The sequence below is a fragment of the Parabacteroides sp. AF39-10AC genome (assembly GCF_003635405.1).
GTDB classification, from domain to species: Bacteria; Bacteroidota; Bacteroidia; order Bacteroidales; family Tannerellaceae; genus Parabacteroides; species Parabacteroides distasonis.
In genome coordinates this window covers 17,635-42,353 of record NZ_QTLP01000023.1, presented here as the reverse complement: position 1 = coordinate 42,353, position 24,719 = coordinate 17,635, and the positions used below count along the sequence as shown (strand labels likewise).

The 24,719-nt window shown below is 47.7% G+C and carries 18 protein-coding genes; 9 read left to right on the top strand and 9 right to left on the bottom strand.

Annotation, left to right across the window (positions count from 1 at the left end; translation table 11 throughout):
* Positions 1 to 451 (top strand): flavin reductase family protein (locus tag DW033_RS18260; RefSeq protein ID WP_233554246.1); only part of this gene is annotated, 451 nt, incomplete at its 5' end.
* Between the two features lie 2 nt (positions 452 to 453).
* Here the strand turns inward: DW033_RS18260 and DW033_RS18255 are convergent.
* From DW033_RS18255 to DW033_RS18245, 3 genes are all read right to left on the bottom strand, one after another.
* A complete protein-coding gene (locus DW033_RS18255) occupies positions 454 to 1,218 on the bottom strand; it encodes an AAA family ATPase (RefSeq protein ID WP_005863912.1) in 765 nt (254 codons plus the stop codon).
* A gap of 35 nt (positions 1,219 to 1,253) precedes the next feature.
* Positions 1,254 to 1,982: a helix-hairpin-helix domain-containing protein gene (locus DW033_RS18250; protein WP_005863914.1), complete on the bottom strand. Its 729-nt coding sequence runs from the start codon at positions 1,980 to 1,982 to the stop codon at positions 1,254 to 1,256.
* Positions 1,983 to 2,059: 77 nt separating this feature from the next.
* On the bottom strand, positions 2,060 to 3,424 hold the full coding sequence (locus DW033_RS18245) for a sodium-dependent transporter (protein ID WP_005863916.1): 1,365 nt from the start codon (positions 3,422 to 3,424) through the stop codon (positions 2,060 to 2,062).
* A gap of 118 nt (positions 3,425 to 3,542) precedes the next feature.
* On the opposite strand from DW033_RS18245, the gene DW033_RS18240 reads away from it, so the two are divergent.
* The 8 genes from DW033_RS18240 to DW033_RS25020 all read left to right on the top strand — a co-directional run bounded on the left by DW033_RS18240 (position 3,543) and on the right by DW033_RS25020 (position 18,205).
* A complete protein-coding gene (locus DW033_RS18240; RefSeq protein ID WP_005863918.1) occupies positions 3,543 to 4,502 on the top strand; it encodes a site-specific integrase in 960 nt (319 codons plus the stop codon).
* A 610-nt stretch (positions 4,503 to 5,112) separates the two neighbouring features.
* A complete protein-coding gene (locus DW033_RS18235) occupies positions 5,113 to 5,703 on the top strand; it encodes a DUF3575 domain-containing protein (RefSeq protein WP_005863920.1) in 591 nt (196 codons plus the stop codon).
* A 19-nt stretch (positions 5,704 to 5,722) separates the two neighbouring features.
* Positions 5,723 to 7,192: a DUF3868 domain-containing protein gene (locus DW033_RS18230; RefSeq protein WP_008778656.1), complete on the top strand. Its 1,470-nt coding sequence runs from the start codon at positions 5,723 to 5,725 to the stop codon at positions 7,190 to 7,192.
* A gap of 63 nt (positions 7,193 to 7,255) precedes the next feature.
* Positions 7,256 to 9,367, top strand: a complete 2,112-nt coding sequence (locus DW033_RS18225) for an Mfa1 family fimbria major subunit (protein ID WP_122383009.1) — start codon at positions 7,256 to 7,258, stop codon at positions 9,365 to 9,367.
* 167 nt (positions 9,368 to 9,534) lie between these two features.
* The gene (locus DW033_RS18220) at positions 9,535 to 10,671 is read left to right on the top strand and encodes a FimB/Mfa2 family fimbrial subunit (protein WP_122379033.1); all 1,137 of its coding nucleotides are present in this window, start codon (positions 9,535 to 9,537) and stop codon (positions 10,669 to 10,671) included.
* Positions 10,672 to 10,695: 24 nt separating this feature from the next.
* Positions 10,696 to 12,333, top strand: coding sequence for a hypothetical protein (locus tag DW033_RS18215; RefSeq protein ID WP_172681056.1), 1,638 nt, complete (start codon positions 10,696 to 10,698; stop codon positions 12,331 to 12,333).
* A 37-nt stretch (positions 12,334 to 12,370) separates the two neighbouring features.
* The gene (locus tag DW033_RS18210; RefSeq protein WP_233554244.1) at positions 12,371 to 16,759 is read left to right on the top strand and encodes a hypothetical protein; all 4,389 of its coding nucleotides are present in this window, start codon (positions 12,371 to 12,373) and stop codon (positions 16,757 to 16,759) included.
* A gap of 24 nt (positions 16,760 to 16,783) precedes the next feature.
* Positions 16,784 to 18,205 carry a hypothetical protein gene (locus DW033_RS25020; protein WP_233554243.1) on the top strand — a complete coding sequence of 474 codons (1,422 nt, stop codon included), beginning with the start codon at positions 16,784 to 16,786 and terminating at the stop codon, positions 18,203 to 18,205.
* On the opposite strand, the gene DW033_RS18205 is transcribed toward DW033_RS25020, so the two are convergent.
* From DW033_RS18205 to DW033_RS18180, 6 genes are all read right to left on the bottom strand, one after another.
* Positions 18,199 to 18,858 (bottom strand): ABC transporter ATP-binding protein, encoded by a 660-nt coding sequence (locus DW033_RS18205; RefSeq protein ID WP_005863932.1) that lies wholly within the window; start codon positions 18,856 to 18,858, stop codon positions 18,199 to 18,201. The genes DW033_RS25020 and DW033_RS18205 overlap by 7 nt on opposite strands.
* Positions 18,855 to 19,571: a ThiF family adenylyltransferase gene (locus DW033_RS18200; protein ID WP_005863934.1), complete on the bottom strand. Its 717-nt coding sequence runs from the start codon at positions 19,569 to 19,571 to the stop codon at positions 18,855 to 18,857. Before DW033_RS18200 ends, DW033_RS18205 begins: the two co-directional genes overlap by 4 nt.
* A 180-nt stretch (positions 19,572 to 19,751) precedes the next feature.
* Positions 19,752 to 21,734, bottom strand: coding sequence for a glycoside hydrolase family 97 protein (locus DW033_RS18195; RefSeq protein WP_122383008.1), 1,983 nt, complete (start codon positions 21,732 to 21,734; stop codon positions 19,752 to 19,754).
* Between the two features lie 34 nt (positions 21,735 to 21,768).
* Positions 21,769 to 23,040, bottom strand: a complete 1,272-nt coding sequence (locus DW033_RS18190; protein WP_005863938.1) for an MFS transporter — start codon at positions 23,038 to 23,040, stop codon at positions 21,769 to 21,771.
* Positions 23,041 to 23,051: 11 nt separating this feature from the next.
* A complete protein-coding gene (locus tag DW033_RS18185; RefSeq protein WP_005863941.1) occupies positions 23,052 to 23,978 on the bottom strand; it encodes an ROK family protein in 927 nt (308 codons plus the stop codon).
* A 15-nt stretch (positions 23,979 to 23,993) separates the two neighbouring features.
* On the bottom strand, positions 23,994 to 24,716 hold the full coding sequence (locus DW033_RS18180; protein ID WP_005860625.1) for a galactosamine-6-phosphate isomerase: 723 nt from the start codon (positions 24,714 to 24,716) through the stop codon (positions 23,994 to 23,996).
* Between the last annotated feature and the right edge of the window lie 3 nt (positions 24,717 to 24,719).

Genomic DNA, 24,719 nt, shown 5'->3' with positions numbered 1-24,719 from the left:
GGAGTGGATGCTGGTAAGCGCCGGTGATAAGGAGAAGTTTAATATGATGACTGCCAGTTGGGGCGGCGTGGGAGTGTTATGGAACCGTCCGGTGGTGTTTGCTTTTATTCGTCCGGAGCGTTATACCCGTGAGTTTATCGACGCTAAAAATGAGTTCACGATTACTTTCCTAGGACCGGAGCACCGGAAAGCCCATAGCATTTGTGGCTCTAAATCCGGCCGGGAGATTGATAAAGTGGCCGCTACGGGGTTGACACCGTTCTTTACGGAGGCTGGTAATCCTGTATTCGAGGAAGCTCGCCTTACGTTGGAATGTAAAGTGGTCTATAAGTCCGAGATCGAGGAGGCTAAGTTTTTAGATCCTAGTGTTTTCCCTCGTTGGTATGATGAGAAGAACGGCAATGCGCATATCGTTTACATTGCCGAGATCGTAAATGCTTGGGAGAAGTAATCTCACTCAAGCAGTTCTTTCATCATTTGCTCCGTATGCGTGAGGAAATATTTAGTGAGCTGGTAATGCTCTGTTTCCTCATACGGGGTGATGTGCGCTCCGGTATCATCGATGGCATAAATGTCCGCGTTCGGATAAGCCATCAAGATCGGGGAGTGCGTGGAGATAATCAGTTGGCAACCGTTATTCACCAGTTCATGGATACGCACCAAAAGGGCCAGCTGCCGTTGTGGGGAGAGTGCGGCTTCCGGCTCGTCTAATATAAATAATGTATTGCGGCTGGCATAATTCAGGAAAGCGCTGAGAAAGCTCTCGCCGTGCGATTGCTCCAATAAACTCCTGCCACCGTAAGCTTTATAGGCGTAGATCTTGCTGTACTTACGTAATTCCAGTTGGGCTTGCCTATCCAATTCGGCCGCATGGTTAAAAAAGGATTCTGCCCGGAAGAAGAAATGCTTTTCCGGTTTTCGGGTTTCGATCAGCTTAATATGCTCGGGTAAGACATTGGCGTAAATCTTGTAGGCCTCGGTTCCGTCATAGAGCATACCCGGTTCTTCCTCATCCCTTTCCTCATATTTACTCATCATCGCTTCCAGCAGGGTAGATTTTCCCGCCCCGTTTTCCCCGACAAGGAAAGTAACCGGCTTGCGGAAAATGAATGATTCCGTGAAACGTACCGCCGGAGCCTTATACGGGTATTTTAGTTCTTCGGGATTGCCGGCTACCAAGTCCGGGTCCAGTAATTTGACTTGCTTCAGATAGATCATACAGAATATGTTTTGTTACAAACATAGTGAAAATATCAATGGAATGAAAGATAATATCGTAATCGTTGTTGTTCATGCTCCGGAAACTCTTCCAATAGGGATAAATCCTCCCAACCTTGTAATTTCCCTTTTTTCCGGATCATTTTCTCAATGATCCTAGCTTGTTTATAACTGACATATGGGTGACTGGCCAGTTCTTTAGCTGACAGTTGGTTGACAAATAGATGACTTATAACTGACGGGTCCACGGAAAACCACGATTTCATCGCTTCATAGCGTTCCTCGTCAATACCATATACTTCTCCTAGCTGTTCCACGGAATAAAATCCTCCTAGTAAGTCCCTGTATTTAATGATCCGCTTGGCAAAAACGCTACCAATTCCCGGAACCATTTTAAGGGCGGTGGTATCAGCCGAGTTTAATTCGACAACCGTTCCTTGCGGCCATTTTTCTGCTTGGGGATAAGAGGGGAAATGGGGCTTTGATTCCCTTCGGATGCGTTTGGATTTCCATTCGGAAGGGATTTTAGTTTCGTTCGAATGGGATTCTTTTTCTTTCCGAATGAAATTTGAAGGTGTTTTATTCGAATAGATCCGTGAGGAATCTTGTTTGATTCCGGTGTTTGCCAATGGGACTGTTTGAAATTGGGAACGGTAGAAATCCGTCCCGATAATTGCGATCCATGCCATCGCTATTAAGGAAAGGAGTAGGGTAAGAGCCTGCCTTTCCCCCTTGGAGAAATAAAGTAAATCACGCCATTTCATAGTCTTATGTTTTGATTTGTGGAACTTCCACCGACAAAGGTAGAAGTTCCGTTTCTATTGACAAGGAATTCTCGGTATTATTTACCGGTAATCCATTTCAAGATCCCTAATTCGTTCAAAAATACGATACCGATGGCGATTGGGGCCACGTATTTCATAAAGAATACGTAAGCGCCGAAAAGACGGAACTTAAGAGTCCCCTCATTGGTCAACTCGGCTTTCAATACTTTTTTATCGACACGTGTACCTACGAAAATACAAGTGAGCATACCTCCCAGCGGTAGCATGATCTTGGCGGTCAAGTAATCCAGCGCGTCGAAAAAGGCCAAGCCTCCAATCGTGAATCCTTTCATCACCCCGAATGAGAGTGAACTGAAAATACCTAAGAAAAAGACTCCTAAGGAAACGATCAAAGCCGCTTTCTTGCGTGTCATATGGAACTCCTCAAGAACGTAGGCCGTAGCTACCTCATGTAAAGAGATCGTGGAAGTCAGTGCCGCCATCGCTAGCAAGATATAAAAAATACAGGACCACAAGCCACTCAGCGGTAATTGCCCAAATACGTTCGGTAACGTGATAAACACGAGTTCCGCACCAGCGGAAGGGGTGATGCCGAAACTGAATACCGCCGGGAATATCATGATACCGGCCAATACGGCGACAAGCGTATTAATGATTGTCACCTGCCAAGCGGTGGCCTGCATATTCGTATCTTTCCCGAAGTAAGAGGAGTAAGTGATCAGGCAGCCCATACCCAAACTCAAAGAGAAGAAAGCCTGTCCTAGTGCGCTCAAGACCACTGAGGAAGTCAATTTGCTAAAATCCGGCTTGAAAAGGAAAAGCAATCCGGCCTCAGCGTTCGGTAAGGTCACGGAACGTACGCACATGATCAGCAAGATCAAGAATAAAAGCGGCATCATGATCTTAGAGGCCCGTTCGATGCCTTTCTCTACGCCCGAGACAATCACGAAGTGAGTCAACCCGATAAAAGCGCCCATCCAAAAGATCGGACGGAAGACATTGGAAGCGAAATCCTGAAAATCGGCCGTATAGTCTATATCCGGCTGTCCATACAAACGGCCACTTAGCGTTTGCCAAACATATTCAAGCGTCCAACCGGAGACGACCGAGTAATAACTTAAGATCAAAAACGCGGCCAAGATACCGTTGTACCCAATCCAGCACCATTTTGTACCGGGAGCCATTTTCTTGAAAGAACCCACCGTATTGCTGCGGGAATGCCGGCCGATGAAAAACTCGGTTATCATTACCGGAATGCCCAAGAATATCATGAAAAGTATGTAGACCAGTAGGAAGGCCGCACCTCCGTTTGCTCCCAGCATATACGGGAAGCGCCATACGCTTCCCAATCCGACGGCGCATCCTACGGTAGCTAGTACTACGCCCAATTTACTACCGAATGTGACTCGATTGTTTGCCATATTATTTATTGTTGCTTTTATGCTTTTAATTGTTACCTATTTTCTTATTTTCGGGAACAAAAGTAATAATTTGAATTAATTTGTTCGTGTAAAGTATAAATAATTTAGTGAAAGGAGTATGAAACGAGGACGTAAGAAAAAGTTAGCAATCTCATTGATGGATTATATGGGAAAACGAAGAGACATGAAACGGCAGTTAAAGAAAGAAGGGACAGCTGAGTTGTATGAGGTGGCCGTAAGGCATTTTTTAAGATTCGTGAAGAACCCGGGGTTCTGTTTGGCCGATTTGAATCGTGCGTTGGTGATAGATTTCATCACGTATCTTCAGGGAAAAGGATTAGCTACTAATACGGTAAATACGTATATCAGTAGTTTGCGGGCGCTTTATAATACGGCTTGCCAAGAGTCGTTGATTCCTGCGTCATATTATCCGTTTGAGAATTTGAAACTCCGGCGTGCGATGACGGCGAGGCGTGCGATTCCCGCATCTTTGTTCCAGCAAATCGCTCAGATCAAGGTGGCGGATGACCCGCAAGTGGAATTATCGATAGATCTTTCCCTATTCAGTTTTATGGCTTGCGGGATGCCTTTTGTGGATATAGCGTACTTGACGAGGCAGAATATCCGGGGGAATGAGTTGGTATATCACCGTCATAAGACAGGACGTATGATCCGGTTGGAGATAACCAGTAGTATGTTGCAATTGATCCGGAAATACGCGGATCGGCAGCGAGCGACCGGATCGCCGTATTTGTTCCCGATTCTTCCGCCCAAGAATCCGGACCATTTGAGGTATAAGCGTAGCTTGGCTCGGCATAATGCCCGGCTGAAACGGATTGGGCAAACTTTACGGTTACCGAATCCGTTTACGTCGTATGTTGTTCGCCATAGTTGGGCATCAGAAGCTTTACGCTGCGATATGCCGATGGCCTTGATCAGCCAGGCGTTGGGGCACTCGTCGGAGAAAACGACTCGTTTTTATCTGGAAGAATTGGATATATCACGTTTGGCTCATGCGAACATGAAGGTGATAGGCTCTGTAAATCGGATTCTTGAGAAAAGGATGGATGGTTTGTGAGCTTATTTATGGAATAAGGAGTTTTAGCGTTAAAATAGTAACTTCCTCCCTATTAGTTCACAAAAATACATAATAAATATTTTATTATCACAACTTTTCTGCATTAAAATTGTCAAGTTCTTTTCACCAAATAAGGAATTTAGGGGAAGCTATGTCTTTAAAATGAACCATATTCACCTTTATTGATTCACTCTCTCAACTAAAGAGGAATTTCTATACTCTACAAATTCCTCCTGAATATCAAAAACAAATAATACAATAAGCTCGTTTGGATAGGCCTATATGTAAGCCATTGATTGATAGCTGTATAGAAACACCATAATATTTATTGGATTTCATGTACGTGTTTTCCAAAAAACATGTACGTCTTTTCAGGAAAACATGTACATGTTTTTCTGAAACGTTCCGTGTGGTCTATTGATATACTATATAAACGACAATAAAATGTTGTTTAACGTTTATTCTCCGCTGACGTTTTTGAAACGCTAAACCTTATTCCATAAATAAGTCCACGGGCCATTCTTGCCGTTAGTTGATTTTAGGAAGTTAGGTCTTGAGGGGCAGAAGGGTGAAAAGATATAAGATTAACAACCATAATGAATAAGAAAGAATGAAGAAGACGATTTTCATGCTATTCTTGTTGGCAGTCCCGTTTCTTTCGAGAGCGCAGGGGGTGCCGGTCGAAGGGAAAGGCTCCATGATTGGGATCAAGAGCAATATTCCTTATTGGGCTACTGCCACGTTTAATTTGGGGGCTGAAGTTTATCTCGCCCGTCATTGGACACTTGAGTTGGAGGCAGGCTTGAATCCGTTCAGCGGCAAGAACGATGATGGGAGTTATGGCCGCTCACTGAAGCATTTGCGTCTGCACCCGGAGTTGAGGTATTGGTTTTGCGAGACGTTTAACGGCCATTTCCTCGGCGTGCATACTCCGTACCTATTATATAATGTAGCCGATATCAAATGGCTGGGTACAGAGGGCGAGCGTCACCAGGGATGGGGCGCGGGAGCCGGTATCAGTTATGGATACTCGTGGCTGCTGTCTCGCCATTGGAACTTGGAGGCTACGGTGGGCGTGGGCTATCTGTACTTGAAGTCGGACAAGTATCCCTGCGCGAATTGCGGCCGCAAGCAAGAAGGGATCAAGAAGCATTACTTCGGGCCTACGCAGGCGGCGATCAATCTCATTTACCAATTTTAAATCGATGGAGGACTGAAAAATGAAGAATCTACAAGGATGGATGATACTTGGGATCGCTTGTTTGGCCGGTTGTGTGGGTACTACGATTCCCGTACAGGCGCAGCAGACGGCTACCGCCATCGTCGTGAAGGAGCGGTTGGTGGAGCATGTGGGCGATCGCTTGATAATTGATATGAAACTAGCGTTGGACGAGTTGTCGCTACCGGCCAACCGGAGTTTGGTCTGTACGCCGCTGATCGAGCGGGGCGATAGCGTAAGGGCTTTGCCTCCCGTGATCGTGAACGGGCGTAACCGCCAGATCCAGTACGACCGGTCCGGGCGCGACGCGGCAGCGAACGGGGAGTTTGTCTTACGCCGTTACAATGGGAAGGAGCAGACGTTCGATTACCATGCCTCTATTCCTTTCGCCAAGTGGATGGAGCGTTCGGAGGTGTCGCTGGTAGCCGATTTTTGCGGTTGCGGCTGGGAGGCGTTGAGCAATGACAAGTCGCCGCTTTTCCCGATCCGGATCGCGGAGCCTGTGGTATTGCGGCCGCTTTTGGCCTACGTCACGCCGGAGGCGGAGCGTGTGAAAGAGCGTGTGAAGGAAGGAAGCGCCTTCCTCGACTTCCCGGTAAACCGCACGGAGATATATCCCGAGTATCGCGATAATCCCTCAGAGCTGCGCAAGATCCTTGAGACCGTGTCGTCGGTGAAGGAGGATCCTTACGCTACCATCACGGAGGTATATATCAAGGGTTTCGCGTCGCCGGAAGGTACCTATAAGCATAACACTTATTTGGCCGAGCATCGCGCCAAGGCGTTGATCGAATATGTGAAGGGTCTTTACCACTTCGAGCAGGCCCGTTTCACGGTGGATTTCGAGCCGGAGGACTGGGCCGGATTGGAGAAACGGGTGGAGAACTCCTCGCTTGCGGACAAGGAGGAGCTGCTGGCCATCATCCGTGCGGACGAACCGAAGGATTACGACCGCCGCGAGGCGAAGCTGAAGGCGTTGAACGGGGGGGCCTCGTATCGGGTGCTCTTGCGTGATATTTATCCCGCCTTGCGCCATTCGGATTATGCGGTGCGCTACACGATCCGCTCGTTTACGGTAGAGGAGGCCCGTGAGCTGATCTATTCGGACCCTAGGCAGTTGAGTCTAAACGAGATGTTCCGGGTGGCGCAGACGATGGAACCGGGTAGCGACGCTTACCGCGAGGTGTTCGAGATTGCCGTGCGTATGTATCCGGAGGATCCGGTGTCGAACCTGAACGCCGCCCTTACGGCGATCGACGCGGGTCGCTTGGAATCGGCCCGCCGTTATCTGGCGAAGACTTCCGATTCCGCGGAGCGTACCTTGGCGGAGGCGGCCATCGCCATGCTGGAGAACCGCTTGGACGAGGCGGAGGCCCTGCTGGGTAAGTTGTCCGGCGATCCTTCCGTAGCCTCGCAGGTGGAGGAGAACTTGAGGCAGATCGCCGCGAAGCGGGAGGAACTGGCTGATTGATGGCGAGAGCTGTGATCGCAGGATGATAATAATGAGTATCAAATATAAAAACGAATGAGAAACATGAAAAAGAATTATTTATTAAGCGCGGCCGCCGCTTTCTTGCTGGCGGTTACGGGTTGCTCCGATGATATCGAAAACGGAGGCAATTCCGGTGGTGAGGACGATGGCGGCAAAGTCTATATGACAGTGAACGTCTCCACGGTGTCGAAGGGGGCATTGACGAAGGCGGGAGGAACTCCTTCTAATCCTAATAACGATGGTGCCGGCTGGGGCGAGGACGGCAACGGTTTCTTGGAAGAGTTCGATGGCGCTAATGAGGGTAAGGTGTATGATGTTAATATCTTCTTGGTGAAATATGACGGTAATACATTTGACTCTAACCCCTTGGACTTCTTTAATGATGACGTAAATAAAAGTTTAGAGATTGCCGGACAGGGTTGGTATGAATCTAAGACCGGTGTTGATCCGAGTGGAGGTGGCGAGCCTAATCATGACAGTGCCGGAAAAGTGACGATGAAGGTGACGATGAATGAGGAGCTGACAGTAGATGGATGTGATTATCAAGTATTTACGGTAGTTAATGCCGGATATAGAATAGAGGGTATTACTACTTTGGGTGAGTTACGAGACAGAGAAACTTTAAAGGATTTATGGACTGGCACTAATCAGGTTTCGAAAGCGGATCACTTCATTATGTCTACGCACAAGATGAAAGGCGTAGATGGCATAGGGAAGTCGCTTGTTCACATTTCCGTGGAAAATACAGATGAGACGAAACCGGCGGCAACAACCGTATTCGTGGAGCGTATGGCCGCACGTATCGACTTGGGATATGCTGCTGTATTAGAGACAGATAAAATACTCGAAAGTTCTCCGGTAAAGAATAAAGGCTCATTCAAATTGACGGGTTACAAGGTCGTGAACCAATGGAAGGGTAACAGCTACGTGTTTAAGCAGGTCTCTCCTAAAGCGGATAAGAACTTTGGCGAAGGGTCAAGTTTAGCGGATGCGATGACTGGAAGTTATACTAAAAAAGGTAATGACTTTAAATATTTGGGTGATGAAGTATGGTCTATGACGGCGCTAAATAATCCGGGTGGCTTTTATAATTATGTGCTGGATCCGTCGATCAGCAAAAAAGAGGTACCTACGGGGGAAGGCAATAATCCTTGGGCTCAATTCAAGGACTCTTATATCAACTATTTTAATCCGGAAAACAAAGACTTAAATAGGGTTGAGAATATGGCTAAGATTCCTGATGCTAATACTGAAGCTTTTTATAAAGGATTGAATGATAGAATATATTACCCCGTCGTGTACACCAAGGAGAACACGTTGGATCGTGAGGCGCAAGTAAATGGTTATTCTACCGGCGTTATTTTCGAGTCTGAGTTTATGCCAGATGGTGATAATTTTAAAGTCAGTTTCTATAATCAAGAAACGGGTTCTATTGAGTCTGTTCCTTTAGATGACAATAAAACATTCCTTTTGGCAGTCCATAAGAACGGTGAGGGTGCGACTGTCCGTTCTGTCTATAAAGATCTTCCGTCTGTTGCCGCTTGCGCATTTAATTTGGAAGAGGGTTCGGATCCTAATTTATTGAAAGGCTTAATTAAAGGCTGGAATGAGGTAACATTACCGAAATTTGCTGATGTACAAAAGGCGATTAATTCCATGTCTGATCAGAACGGATTTGAGATCGCGTTTAAGAAATATCTTAGTGACATGATTAAGGGCGAAACAAACTGGACTGATGGGCTAAAAAAGCGCCTATGCTATTTTGAATTTAGAATTGAACAAAATGAGAAAGACGGTGGTCATCTCCCTGATACCTACACTGATCCGAATAATTTCACCCCAGAGCAGATCGGTAATTTGTACCAATTCTACAACGTTTCCTTATACAAAGGCGGAAAGAGCTATTACAAGTTCTGGATCCGTCATAACGATAACGGGAACGATGGTATGATGGGCGTGATGGAGTTCTGTATCGTGCGTAACAACGTGTACCAATTGTACGTGACGGGTGTGCGTGGCTTAGGTGACCCGCTACCTTACACGCCGGGTAAGGATACGCCGGACAAACCGGATGAGACGGATGATGTTACCATCGACGTCACCATCTACGTGAAAGATTGGGTGAAACGCACGAACAAAGACATCATTATTTAACCCTACCCCTCCGGGGGATTCCTACGATGGGCATTGTAAGCTCCTTACGATGCCCATCCAAGCCACCTTACGATGCCCATCATAAGAACCTTATAATGGGCATCATGGTTTACCTCCATCCCCGGTAGTACGGGCGGAGGATTACTGTGTATCTTAATAAAATGATTATGAACCGTTTATTTCATACCTGCAAACAGTTGATTGGCGTAGCTGCCTTGTCCGTGGGGCTATACGCTTGCGATTGGATACACGACGACTCGCTGCCGCTTTGCGAGTTCCGGCTGTATTTCAAGTACGACTATAATATGAAATTCGCCGACGCTTTCCAGCATGAGGTAGACTTCGTTACGCTCTTCTTCTGCGACCAAGAAGGGAACTTCCTCTTCCAGCGGCGGATCGAGAAGAGCGAGCTGGACGAGCGGAACTCCATCGCCCTCGACATGGAGCCGGGTACCTATCAGGTAGTCACTTGGGCCGGGCTGGACAAGGGCAGTTACGCATGGAACGATCCCGCCGAGGCGTCGCGGGCTGTCGAGAGGGCGCAAGACGTCAAGGTACGTACCTTGCGTGAGGACGATACGACACAACCCAACGAGCTGCACCCGCTTTGGCATAGCCTCGATACCTTCACCGTGACGCGCGACATGCCCGAGGAGAAGGTGATCAGCCTCGCCAAGAATACCAACAAGCTACGTGTCGTGCTGCAAAACGTGATGGGGGAGGACATGGACGTGAATAACTTCTCCTTCCGGATCGTGGCCGACAACGGGTATATGGATTACGACAATTCCCTGCTGCAAGATCCCACCATCCACTACCTGCCTTATTATACGGAGAACGTGGAGTTGGGAGCCGACCCGACTCCCGGCGCTACCGTGGGCGGGCAATACGTGGCCGTGGCCGAGATGAACACCATGCGCCTGATGGCGGGTCGCAACTACCGCCTCATCATCCGTCACCACGGATGGGAGAAGGATGTGCTGAACGTGAACCTCAACGATTACCTCCTTCTCACCAAGATGGAGGGGCACCGTATCTCCCCGCAGGAGTATCTGGACCGGCAGGATGAGTACTCGATCATCTTCTTCCTTACGCCGAAGGTATGCCCCGATTGCCCGGATAAGCCTACGCCTCCGGATCCGCCGGGACCGGACAATCCTGACAACCCGGATAATCCTGACAACCCTGACAACCCGGATAATCCCGATGGGCCTGATCCGGAAGACCCTACGATCGTGGGGTACGCCTGCTTCAAGATACAGGTGAAAGACTGGGTGATCCGTATCAACGATGGTATATTGTAAACTGAGATTTATTAAATAGCGCGAATGATGAGACGTTATACCCTATATAACCAATTGATGGCGGTCGCCGCCGGTCTTTGCCTCTGCTGGCTCTGCGTAGCCTGCGGCGAAGACCGGGGGGGCGATCTCCCCGACGACGACCCGAACAGTTGTGTCGTGACCATCACCCTGCGGACTTCCCGCTCGGCACGACCGCCGCAAACGAAAGCCGGCGAGACAATTACTTGGGAAGATGATGATGAATACGAGCGAGACATCACGGACTGGCTGGTGGTGGCGTATGATGATGAGAACGCTGAATTGGCCGGATATACATCTAGAGAGGGTACGTGGACGCCGGATGTCAATGATCCTGATGATTCTCATACGGAGGTAGAGATGAGGTTACCCCTCGGCAAATACTCTTTTTATGCGTTCGCCAATTTGCAGTCGCTGGAAGATGGTACATCGTTGTATCAAAAAATTACCGGGGCACATTCCTTGGCGGAACTGTCGGAGGTGAAGATATTGGACTCGGGAACGAGTATCGATACAAGGAATGAGGAGAAAAAGGGTAAATTCGGAGGCGAGGAAGCGTCTCGAAAGCGCATCCCCATGAGCAGCTACGCCCAGGAGTATACGCTGAAACCCGCTCCGGCAGAGAACAAATTCGAGATTCCCTTGATCCGCATGATCGGCAAGGTACAAGTGAAGATAACTAACAACTTAGACAAACCTATAACCGTAAAACAATTGGACATCATGAACCTCCGCAAGGGAAGCCTGCCGATCTGGCTCTTGCCTTGGGGAAATAACAAGTATTTGGAGACTGCCGGAGAAGGTGGTGCGGAGCGACTGGCCCCGAATCTTCCGACTGGAGAGACGGTAGAGGAAACGGATTTATTTAAAGAGGAGATCATCCCTTCCGAAGCGAATCAAGAGGTACCTGCGAAGATCAAGGACGGTGCGGAAGGCCACAACATAAAGACTTATACCCGCTACATCCCCGAAGGCAATGCGGGGGCGAGAGAGATCCTGCTGGGTGTCGATATCGAAGGCCGTCCTCGCACGGAGCATACCACGAGCTTCGGTTTCGTGCGCCGCAACGACCTGCTGATTATCCCGGTCTTGATAACCAACATCACGACAAAATTGGAAGTAGCCGAGCAACGCCTCCCCATCGGAGTCTACCCGACCGCCTTGGTCTATGGTGAGAAGACGGGCGTGCAGATCCTGACACCTGTAGAACACACCCTGCAAGCCGCCGGCGACTTGTCGATCCGTTTCGAGATATCCGGCATAGATGGCGTGACAGGAGATTTCTCCATCAAGGGCTATGAGGAAAAGGAGGGGGGAAATGTCGCGACAGAGAAGTACAGTTCCGTCAGCTGGAAGAATGCCGATGCGAATAAACCGCTAATCACGGCCATAAACGTAGACAGAACGAGCTTTGAGACGGATGCGGAATTGGATATTCCCGAAACTGCGCTTACGCCGGGTACGGGACAAGGCGGTCTGAAGAAAGCCGGCTCTTTCACGATCCGTACCCAAGAACTGGGCGGAGAAGCGGATGCCACGGTCGTCCTCACACTCGTGATAAAATACGGCGAGAACATGGAGCAAGAGATGCAAATCCCTTACACCATTCAAATAAGAAACTACGAAAAACAACAACAACCATAATATAACAACAACAAACTAAGAAAGGAGGACCTGACGGATGAAACCATCAATCAACCTACGATATAAATCCCTGTTATTAACTTGCTTGCTGATCCTGTCCGCCGGTACGGTTGCGTCGGCGTGGGGGCAGACGTACACAATCAATTATAAGAATGGTTCACCCCAAACCGATATTACAGAACGTGTGGATACGGTGTATATAGCGGACGGGGAAGCGAGGGAGTTGTTTATTCCGGAGTTAAGAAGTGTTCATCTATCAGAGTATGATTGGTATGTCCGTTGGTATCGATTGGATGGTGAAACCTTGACAAAGGATAATATAAAAGGTAAAGATGTAAATCCTATGGATGATGGTTCTTTTGTGGAGGGAGGTTCCTTAGAACCGAACAAGTATCCTACTTGTTTACGGGATGCAGGAACTTCTCTTTTTTGGTATAAAGGTTTTGCCACAGGCAAAAATGTACCGGGAGCGTCTACGATTGAATATCAAGTACAGACGGTGAAAGACGATGTTGTTTTTTGTGATGTGAGCCAAAATACAGATTATAATGATAAAAACATAGCTTCCAAGGAATTTACAGAACCAACCCTTTCCGTACGCTATAAGTTCGTTATTCGTCCGGCTAAGGAGATCGCTGAGCGAATAAAAGCTTCCGGAGCGAATGATATGATTCCTTTTATTAAAGAGGATATATACGTTCCTGAAAACAGCAAGACGATCAATATACAATTGGGCCAAATTGCCAATAACTATGCGTGGTACGATGATGATAATAGAACTATTGTGCAGGGAGATTATTACCAATATCGCAAAGATGGAGGGACATGGACAAATATTGAATCGGGAGATAAACTTCATTGGAAGCAGATGATAAGTTCGATAGAGGTAAACACGGATTTTGTGAAGTATGATGTGCGGGCGATAAGTGCAAGTGGCAAGAAGAGTCCTGTGCTAGCTCAATACAAGCTTATCCCCGGTGATTATGGTTTTATGTTGCAGTCGGGGCAAGAAATATCCGATGATACAAGACGTAACCCGGATAATCATCCGGATCTTTATGAGAGAATCGGGCATATAAATTTCGACCGGGGTGATACTATATCCGTAGATGAGTTAAACTCGGAGAACAATATAGCACCGATTGGTTTTCCAGAAAGCGGGAAATGGTTGGATTTGGGAATTACAGAGTATGCCCCGTATGATTATAAGAATCACATCATAGAAAATAATCTTAAACCCCTGCAAAATCAATATGGATTATTTCGTACTGCGAATATAGAGGGAATATCAACGAATAATGAATCAATTGCTAACAGAAAATATCGTTGGATTATGCTCCTTGGTAGCTCTCCTAGTAAAGAAGGAATCTACGATCGGACTTATTATAATACGGGAAAAAAATCATTAGGCTATTTCTTTTATGTAGATGCAGCGAATTTGCCGGGACGCTTGGTGAAAATGGAATTGGATGGTACGATATGCCAGCATACTGGTATTCTGGTTAATTTTTGGGTGAATGATATGACTCTTTCCTCCGCTAGAAGTACTCTTCCTCCTAATATTAATATGAATTTTATCGGAGTGAAGAAGGGGGAGGATGGTAAAGAGGTTGAAGTCATTTTACACCGTTTTTCTTCGGGAAATGCGCTCCAAGATTCAATTGTAAATGGGGGATCTTGGACAAATCGTAACATCGGCAAATGGCAACAATTAATGTACACCTTCTCTGTGCCCGAATCGCTTGTTGGTTATGAAAAATATTATCTGGAAGTACAAAACAACACCCTTCACTCTAACGGTGCGGACTACGCCATCGATGGTCTGCGTATCTACCGCACCAAGCCCAAGATCGACGTGAAACGAGTAGACGTGTGTTCTTCTGCCAACCTGACCGTTTCTACGGAATATGAGCTTTTGCTTCAGAATATGGGCTGGAGCATTCAACCGGATGCGTTGGCTACCATTAAAGATAGAATGAAAGACGGTGTTACGGAAGACTCAAAGCATATATGGAAATACCGCTATGGTTTGATGGGGAGTGATCCGAAGAAAAGAAAAGAGAGTCTTAATGAAACGATTGGAAACGTTTATGTCGGAGCTACCGATAAAAAGGAAACCGGGGATATAGACAAGCCTGAAGACTGGATTACATTGAAGACGGATTTGAAGGACTATGCGAATGAGAACTATAACAATCGAAGCAAAGTGTATCGTATCATCGTTCCGACAGAGAAAGGGTTAAATCATGATGGATTTCAAGGTCTGACAAGTTATGAGACCGCAATGCATCGGCAGATTGTTGTCAACCTACGTATGATCAATGATTTCTTATACGATGCCAAGAGCAACGTTTGGAATGCGGATATAGACACACTCGTTACAAAAAAATATGGTGGACTATACGAGGATAAGGCAGCCTATATCAACTATTTGACAGAGGGTTTGAAAACACTTTGTCAAAAACAAAATTGGGACTATATCGTACCGGATCCGCAAAATATTAATATAGATGCGGTCATAAACGGCTATGAGATATATGAACAATTGATACGAGCCGTATGTTCGGTGATGGGTATCTCTCGTCCTCGTGTGCCTTGGTGGGATGCGGAAAATACAAATATCATCCAGTTGGGTGCCATTGATGTGAATAAGACGGAGCTGAAATATAAAGGTGAGAAACCATACGGAAGCGGGACGCAGGTAGAGCCTGCTTCCGGCAAGTATGATGTGGTGATATTTAGTGCGGCCGCAACAGTGACTAGTGATGAAGTGGTGAATTTCCCGAATGCCTATGCGGGATATGGCTTCGACGATCCTTGCCTTCTGACGGTTCCTTTCACCGTACTCCCATCCGTTACGATCGTGGCAAATACCAAGACCCAGTTCCCGGAGGGTGCGATCGCTTGCGAGGGACGGATCAGCGTGATTGAAAAGGCTACCGTGTTGGTGGAAGAAGTAGATGACGACAATAATTCACTTGGGGTAACAGATGAGTTTGAAAAAGTTTTCCCTGATGTTCCATATACATTCGATTGGTTCTTGGGAGATTCGTCGGCTTTTGCAACTCTTGACGGAAAGCTGGGGTTAACGGATATATTGCGCTCTTATAGAGATGAGCTTAAGGGTTCTGAAGCTTCTGCGGATGGTTTGATTCGGTACTGCGAAGAAAACTACAAGGAAGAGGTAACCCGACAATTGAAGGAATTGCTTTTGGGTGATGTAGACAACGAGCCACGATTAGTGATTGGTGGTGAGTATGGAAAAGCAGAGTTCCGCTGGACAGAAAAGGTGGTGGCGATTCCTTACTTGCCTGATGATCATGAGGATGAAAAGGGACGTATATGGCTCTTTTGTAATGAGCCTCACGAATTAACAATGGAAGCCGCTCCCGCTCCGACACTACTTGCCGGTTTCCCGGATGTGGAGTACCCGGAAGGAATGGAGCATTATCCCCATGTACCCCTGCGTATCGGCTTGCCGAATATCATGGAGGGAAGCATAACGGATATTCCCATTCAAGGAGAAGGCTTGACAATGGGTATGAAAGGATCTAACCAATTGGGTAAGCCCAACGGTGACGCTACGACTATATTCTTGCGGCAAGGGCAGATTTATACAGAGGTAGGTGATTTGACGGCTTTGTTTGCGAAAGCTAAAAGTGAAAAAGATTATGGCGGCGGATTATTCTCGATGACCTTTAATGAGGATGCTTATAAAGAATTCGCCGAAGGCCAAATCTATTCACTCTATATTCCATTCGGTGAATATAAGGACGGAATTTTCGTAAAAGGCTCTTGCGAGGGATATGCTACCTTGCTTGTCAAGATCGTACCGGAGTATCTGACTTGGCAGGGTACAAACACCGGCGAGGCATGGTATAATGACATGAACTGGCATCAATCCACGAAAGGGGAATTGTATATAGATCCGAACGGAACAGACGGTACGGATGCCAACGGTAAAGATCTTGTGACTGCCGCCTTCGCCCCGCTTCATTTCACCCGTATCACGATCCCGGGAGGGCAGACGCTGGAATTGGAAGACTTGAAAGAGGATAAGAATTTACTGCAAGGAATTGATACGACATCTAAAACAAAGGCTACCCAATATATCCAATATGATATGGCGGTAAATAAGAATGATAAAGGACTTATCGTAGCTCCGTACTATATAAATAAGGTAAAGGCTATCTATTTCAAACCCGAGGCGCAGTTACGCCGTCAGCAACTCCTGACGTACGACACCGCCCGCGTGGAATTCGAGATGACACCTAATGCGAAATATTGGATGGCATCGCCCCTGCAAAGCGTATTCGCCGGCGATATGTACACCGTGAAGAACACGGGCCGTCAGAACACCAATGCTTTCGCCGATATCACCTACAGCACGGCTGACAACGACCGCCAAGCTCCTGCCTTCTACTAGAAAGCTTGGGACAAGGCGATCACGATGTACGTGCCGAAGAGCGAAGCAGATCAAATAGCTTCTTTTCCGGAGAATGGTTTGGATACAACTCATTACGAGGTAGTCCAATCCAACTGGAGCCGTGAATACAACGATGTGAACGTCCCTTACGCATTAGGAAAGGGATTCTATGCCAGCGTAGAAAAGAAGAATGCGGATGCTTTGAATGGAAATGTCTTGGTACGCCTGCCGAAAGCGGATGACTCTTACGACTATGAACCGTGGAAACCGGAGACGAAAAACGCTACATTGAGAGCCGCCATGACCAAAGCCCCGACTTTAGCGGAACGGATCAATGCCGGCAAGCTGGCGGATAACGAGCCTATCGAGGTGGTATTGACAGATGCGAATGGAACGGAAGAATGGTGGAATACGGATAATGGAACCGTCCGTGCCATCGCCGATGGTGACGGTAAGCACTTCCTGCTGGGTAATCCGTATATGTATCTGTTGGATATCGCTCGTTTCTTGAAAGGGAATGAGGCTATCTTAGCGCAAAAATATTGGACATTGGATACGAAGATTGGAGAGGGGCTTGTTGTCGGTACGCTTGATGTGGCATGGGAAAATGGAGATACTGATACTACTTCCGGAGCCGTTATCGCCCCCATGCAGGCCTTCTTTGTAGAGCTGAAAGATGCGGCCAAAACGAAAGCGGAAGGTACGACAACCGGTGCCGATCTGAAGGTCGTTCGTTTCGATCCCTCCATGATGCAAGGAGAGCCGGAGAAGGTCTCTTCTTCCTTGCGTACCGCTATGGCCAAGAACCCGGTATTGAGGCTGACAGCGGAGCGGGATGCATATCGCAGCACGGCCTTGCTGACGCGGCAGGATGATGCTACGAACAGCTATGAGGCAGATAAGGATGCCGTAATCTTGCTGGATACGGAACTGGAGGAGATCCCGCAGGTGTACACTATTGCCGGGACTCGTGCCGTGGGCGTGAACGTAGCACGACGGATCGACCAAGTGCCCCTTGGCGTATATGCCGGCGAGGGTAAGGGCGAGGTTACACTGACGATAGAGGGTATCGGCGATTGGGCGGAGACGCTTTACCTGTACGATGCCGTGACCCGTAAAAGTACGGAGCTGTCGGACAATACGTATACCTTGCGTTTGGACGGCAGCAGCCATGGACGTTATTTCCTAAGTGCGGGCTCGCCTACTGGTAATGAGGGGGTAGGCGATGCGGAATCTATCTCTGTCTATTCCGCCGTATCGGGTAGGGTAGTGGCCAGTGCTAGCGAGGCATTGAAGCGGATACAAGTGTTTACACCGATGGGTCGTTTGGTACGTACCTTATATCCCGCTCGTCCGACTTATACGTTCGATCTCCCGGGAGGCATCTACATTATCCGTGCGGAGATCGCCCACGATCAGAAGACGGTGAAGCTGCGGGTTCAATAAGCAGCTTCTACCACTCCATCTCTAATATGGATTACACGGTCTGTATTTGTAGCCAGTTGTTCGTCATGCGTCACGATGACGAACGTCTGGTTCATCTGGTCTCTTAACTCGAAAAAGAGGGCGTGCAATTCTTCCTTGTTCTTGGTATCGAGGCTTCCCGAAGGTTCGTCGGCGAGGATAACCGCCGGATTGTTGATAAGCGCACGGGCTACCGCTACCCGTTGCTTCTCTCCGCCGGATAGCTCGGCGGGCTTGTGTGCCATGCGATCGGAGAGTTTCAGGAAGTCCAGCATCTCTTTCGCTCGCTTCTCGGCCACGGCCGATTTCTCCTTGGCGATCAATGCCGGGATCATCACGTTCTCCAAGGCCGTGAACTCCGGCAGTAATTGATGGAACTGGAAGACGAAGCCGATATTCCGGTTGCGGAAAGCCGCCAATTCCTTATCGCCCAATCGTCTTGTCTCCGTGCCATTGATAACCAGCCGCCCGCTATCCGGTGCGTCGAGCGTGCCGATGATTTGCAACAAGGTTGTCTTACCCGCCCCGCTAGGGCCTACGATAGCGACAACCTCGCCCTTGTTTATCGTGAGGTCGATGCCTTTCAATACTTGTAAGGCTCCGAAACTTTTCGTTATTCCTTCGGTTTGTATCATATCAAGTTTCTTAGAACGTGCGAGGCAAGGAAACAACCGAACGTTGCCGGCATATAAGAGACCGTTCCCGTGGTCGTACGTTTACATGTTTCGTTTTCAACTTCGATCACGGCGTCCGGATCGGCGAACTCGGTGGAAAATACGACGGGAATCCCCTTGCTTACGCCTAGAGGACGCAACCGTTTCCGCACCGCTTTCGCGAGGGCGCAATTGATTGTCTTGGAGATATCCGCAATCCGTACCAAGGACGGGTCTACCTTAGCGCCCGCCCCCATGGAGGACACGATGGGGATCTTATGGATATATGCTTGGTACATCAGGTATACCTTGGGACTTAGGGAATCGATGGCATCTACCACGAAATCGAGAGGGGCCGATAGGAGTACCTCCTCCGTCCGCTCGTCTCGCAGGAATTCATTCAGGACGGTTAGTTGCAACTGGGGATTGATATCGAGCAAACGCTTGGCTACGACCTCGGCTTTCGGCATCCCTAGGGTGGAATGAAGGGCGGGCAATTGGCGGTTGATATTACTCTCGTTTACCGTATCGGCGTCTATGATCGTCATCTTTCCTACTCCGGCCCGGCAAATCTGCTCGGCGGCATAAGCTCCTACACCTCCCAGTCCAACTACCAATACATGGCTACGGGATAAGCGCTCCATACGCTCCGCTCCGAACAAAAGTTCCGTCCGTGTATTCCAATTGTAACTCATTTATATACTTTTGAGGACAAAAGTAATCAATTGTTCCGGTTCCTCCAATACTTGCTTTTATCCGAAAGCTTTGTGTCTTGTTACTGCACGGGCGTTGCAGCGTTACTGTATGGGCGTTGCAGTATTACTGCATCAGCCTTGCAGTACCACTGCAACCCGGGTTGCAGTGGGTGGATTGCGTCAGATGGGTTGAATATGAAAGACCGATCCTCCGTCGGAGGCCAGCGGAAGGGTGATTTTATCCCTGTTGGTGATCTCCTTAACCTCTTTTACGAGTTTGTTCGAGTCTATATTCGTATCTTCAGCATCTTTATAGATCGTTATCTTATATTTCTTGTCCTTATCCAAGAACTTGAGGTCTACATCGATACTGCGTGCTTGGCTGTTATTGATCGTACCGACAAACCAATCCTCTCCCTTTTTGCGGGCGATCGTTACGTATTCATTGACGGAAGCGTTCGGAACGACTGTTTGGTCCCAAGTCGTAGGCACGGCTTTCAGGAACTCGAATCCCGGTTGTCCCTCGTAAGCCTCCGGCGTATCGCAAATCATGCCGAGATAGCTCTCTAATACCACGTACATCGCTAACATATGGCAACGGGTACTCATTACGTAAGGGTTACGTTCTTGGTTCTTGAACTTATCCCTTGGCAAAGAGCGGAAACCACCTAAATGATAATCTGTCGCTCCCGCTAATAAACGGGTAAAAGGCATATGGATGTCATGATCCGCATCGGTATCCTTGTCCCATTTACAATGCTCATAATTAAGCGTACCCTCGCGGGTGAACTCATTGGGATAGGTACGGTTCAATCCAGACGGCTTGCAAGCTCCGTGGAATTGCACGAATAGATGATGCTTGGCCGCCTTCGCCAAGAACTCTTCTTGGATGCGGATCATCTCTTGATCGTCTCGATCCATGAAATCGATCATCATACCGGCGATTCCCCATTTCTCGAATTGGGCGAAAGCCTCGTCTATCTTCGCGTACAGAGGCTTCCAGTTGGTCCATAAATGGATACGTACGCCTTGGCTCTTGGCGTAATCGCAAATCTCCTGCATATTAAGGCTCGGAACGACTTTCAAGATGTCCGCTTTCGGGCCCGGAGAACCGAATCCGGCTCCATCCTCGTCATACCAAGCTTGCTCGGCGTTCCCGTAGATCGAGTGATAATCCAATCCGTTACGGGCTACGAAATCAATGTAATATTTATTCGTGGGGAAATTGTTTCCGCCAAGGAAAGTCGTATCCGGAACGACATTCCCGTTCCACCACGTAAAAGTAGTCTTACCCGGCTTAATCCAAGACGTATCCTCTATCTTACAAGGCTCATTGAGATTCGTAAGGATATTGGACGCTATCAAGGAACCGATTTGATCGCTGATCATCAAGACCCGCCAAGGAGATTGATGGGGTAGGGATGCCTCTACCTTGATACGTTCTTGTCCCAGTTTAGGTGATAGTTTCCCGAGAAGAGCCCCGTTTTCTTTCCATAGGTACATACCGGCGTAATCACGAACCGCCGCCTCGGTAATCGCCATATAAACATGGTTCGGGAAAGAGAACAGGGCGGGCATATCCATCAATCGTTTATTATCCATGTCGGCATAATCCGTGACCGTATATTTACCTTCGTGGGAACTTTGGTAGTTGGGGAGGAATAAAGTGGTTACGTTCGGGTTACTTTGTAGGTTGAAGGTGGTTCCCTCGTCATACATGATATACGAATCCCATCCTTTTTGCTTCGGAAACTCATAGCGGAAGGCGATACCGTCATCGAAAGCCCTTACGACCAGATTAATCTTGCGGAAAGGTTGAACGGTTTCCTCTAGCGGGATGATTACCTCTTTGGAAAGGCTATGTATATGTTTCGCCTTGCCGACGATCAGTTCGTAGGTCTCTTCCTTCGTGCTGAACACGGGTTTGTTGATCTTTACATTTTCCCCGAAAGCCCCATTATCGAAAGTCAACGTTAGCGGAGAGTCTTGGATCAGGGTTTGTTTATTAAACGCTACGCTGTATACCGGGCTATTCTTATCCAAAACCAAGGAGAACTTGATCTTTCCGTTTGGAGAAGACAACCGTACGCTTTTATTTGCGTATAAAGAGTGAGCGCAAAGTATAAAAAATGCCAGAATGAGGTAGATTGATTCTTTTTTCATGGATGATAATTTTATAGGCCAAAGATATACATATTTATTTTGTACGGTTTAACTGCTTCAACAATTCTTTAAGGCTGACGGTCTCATTCTTGACCAATGGTTTTGCCCAATAGGAAATACTCAAGATATAGCCCAGCGTGATAAATAGGAAAAACATGGAATAGCGCAACCCGATCAGATCTCCAAGTCCACCAATGATGAACGGAATCAATGCCCCACCGAAAATACCCGTACACAGGATACCGGAAAAAGCTCCATGATGCTTATCCACGGAGTTAAGGGCTAAGGCGAATATCACCGAAAACATGATCGAGATCGAGAAGCCGCAACAAGCGAAAGCGATAATCGCTACTTGCGTAGGACCGAAGAGCGCTATCGCTAAATTAAGGATCGCTATCATCGAGAAGATACGTAACATCAGCTTTGAGTCGATTAACTTAACGATCACCAATCCCAACAAGCAGCCGATGGACATCAATCCCCAGAACCAAGCAACCGTAGTAGCCCCGGCTCCTTCCGGGCTGACCCCATGATACATATTCAAGAAAAGGCTCATCCAATTCGCCAATCCTTGCTCGGTTCCCACATAAGCGATAATCCCTAAGAAATAGAATATAACTTGTTTTTGCCTGAGCAATTCCTTATAATTTTGTATCGTTCCCGCCTTCTCATCTTCCTTTAATTCTACTTTCGGGAATTTGACATAAGAGATAACCACTAACATGATGACAAAAACAATCGTAAAGATAAAATAGAGCGAGCTCCAAGGTAAGCTCTCCGGCGTTATCCCTTTGAGGAAACGGATGAAGAAGTCGTTTGCCGAATCCTCACCGGTTAATTTCCGCATAAGTCCGGCCAAGACGAACGGGCTCATGAAAGAAGCGGCCCCGAATACGATCTGGGCCAATACCTGATTAAAGGCATATTTTTTCTCTCCACCCGCCTCACGCATCAAAGGCAATATGATCACCTGTAGCATCGCCATGCCCAGACCGATAGCGAAAAGGGAAGTTAATACGATAGGGTAGGTCGGGAATATGACGAAAAGCCCCGCACCCAAAAACGCCAGACTGAAAGCGATCAATAAGGAAATCTTTCCCCCGAAACGCTCGATGATCATTCCTGCCGGGATCGACATGATGCCATATGCTAAGAAAAATGAGAACGGTAAGAATGCGGCCAATGTCAGGCTCAGCCCAAAACTATCGATAATCATCGGTAGCATAGGGCCTAATATATTGGTAACAAAAGAAATGACAAACCAAATACACAAGATGAGGAGTACGATCCAATTATTCTTATTCATGATAGATAGATTCAATGATTAAACACCAATGCCGCCGCCCCGAGGCATCCGGCCTTATTTCCTAATCGGGCAAGCTCGATAGTCGTGAAGTACGAGGTTTCCTTCATCACGTATTTCCCGACCTGCTCCCGTATATTGTCAATGTAGAAATCTCCGGATTCCGAAATGCCTCCGCCGATAATCACCTTTTGCGGAGCGAAAATGTTGATAAGGCTCGCTACGCCTAGGGACAGATTCCGGAAATGATCCTCCATAGCGAGTACGGCCTCTTTCTCCTGAGCTTTATAGCGCTCTACTATATATTTTCCATCGATACGGGAAGGTATCTCCCGTCCGTTCTTCTCCAATAATTGCCGGTATAAGGCGATCAACGCACTTACGGAAGCGTGTGCCTCTAGGCAACCGGACGCTCCGCAAGTACATTGATTCCCATTCAGACCATGAATAATTAAGTGCCCAAGTTCGGTGCCCCGATTCCGGTAGCCGCCATAAAGCCGGCCGTTCAAGAACAAGGCACCCCCTATGCCGGTACCCACCGTCAAGAAAACGATATCGGAGAGACCTTTAGCCGCCCCATATATCACCTCGCCCAACCCCATAAGGTTTGCGTCGTTGTCGATGAATACCGGTAGATTAAATTCCGCTAACGCAAGATCCAATTGTTGGTTATCTAGTTCAGGAAGATTATTGGCAAAGAGAACCACCCCATTATCTACTACGGAAGGTACACCTATGCCAATTCCGTAAATCCCCCAATCCCGGGAACGGGCGTAGTCTGTCATTTTCCGTACGATACTTTTTATGGTATCGGATAATGGGCGTGGATTCTCTTTTGATTGTGTGGTTTCCGACGATTCGTAAAGAATGTCGCCATTCTGGTTCACAAGAGTATATTTTATGCTTGTTCCTCCAATGTCTAATGCGATAGCGTATTTCATGATAATTGTAAAAGCTTAATTAGAACTATGCGCCGCTTCCCTGTCGATCAGGCAAATCACGTTCGGGTGCAGCCACAATAAGGAGGCCGGCAACTCCGTCGAGATCTTCTGTTCAAGGAAAGCTTGAGTAATCTCCCTTTTCTTTATCCCGTTGATAAGAAGGATAATCAGGCGTGACTGAAAGATATTCGCCATGCCTAATGTCAGTCCGTATCCCGGTTTCTCCGTATCCCCGGCGATCATGGGATGTTGCAAGGATTTCTGGGACAGATGAGCCACATGGCAATTCGTATGCAAGGAAGGAGCCGGCTCGTTCAAGGCGATATGGCCGTTCATCCCTATTCCTAATATACAAATGTCGATAGGGCCTTTTTGATCCAGTATCTGTTGGATCCGCTCACATTCTGCCTCAGGATTTTCCGGATCGCTTTGGAACGCTATATACCGGTCTTCCGGGATTTGAAGCGGACCTACGAAATAGTTCCGTAGATACGACTCGCACGTACCCGGGTGGTCCATCGGGATTCCTCCCCATTCATCAAGCTTTAGTACCGTGAATTGGGAGAATAATTCCGGTTGGCGACTGGCTTCCTCTACCAGCAACTCATACATCCGGGTAGGAGAGCCCCCAGTGGCGGCACAAAGCGTAAGTGCCTTGTGCTGCCCTAACTCTGAGGTAACAATCTCTTTTGCCTTAAGGCTTAATGCCTCATAAGATTGACAAATCTCTATTCTCATACG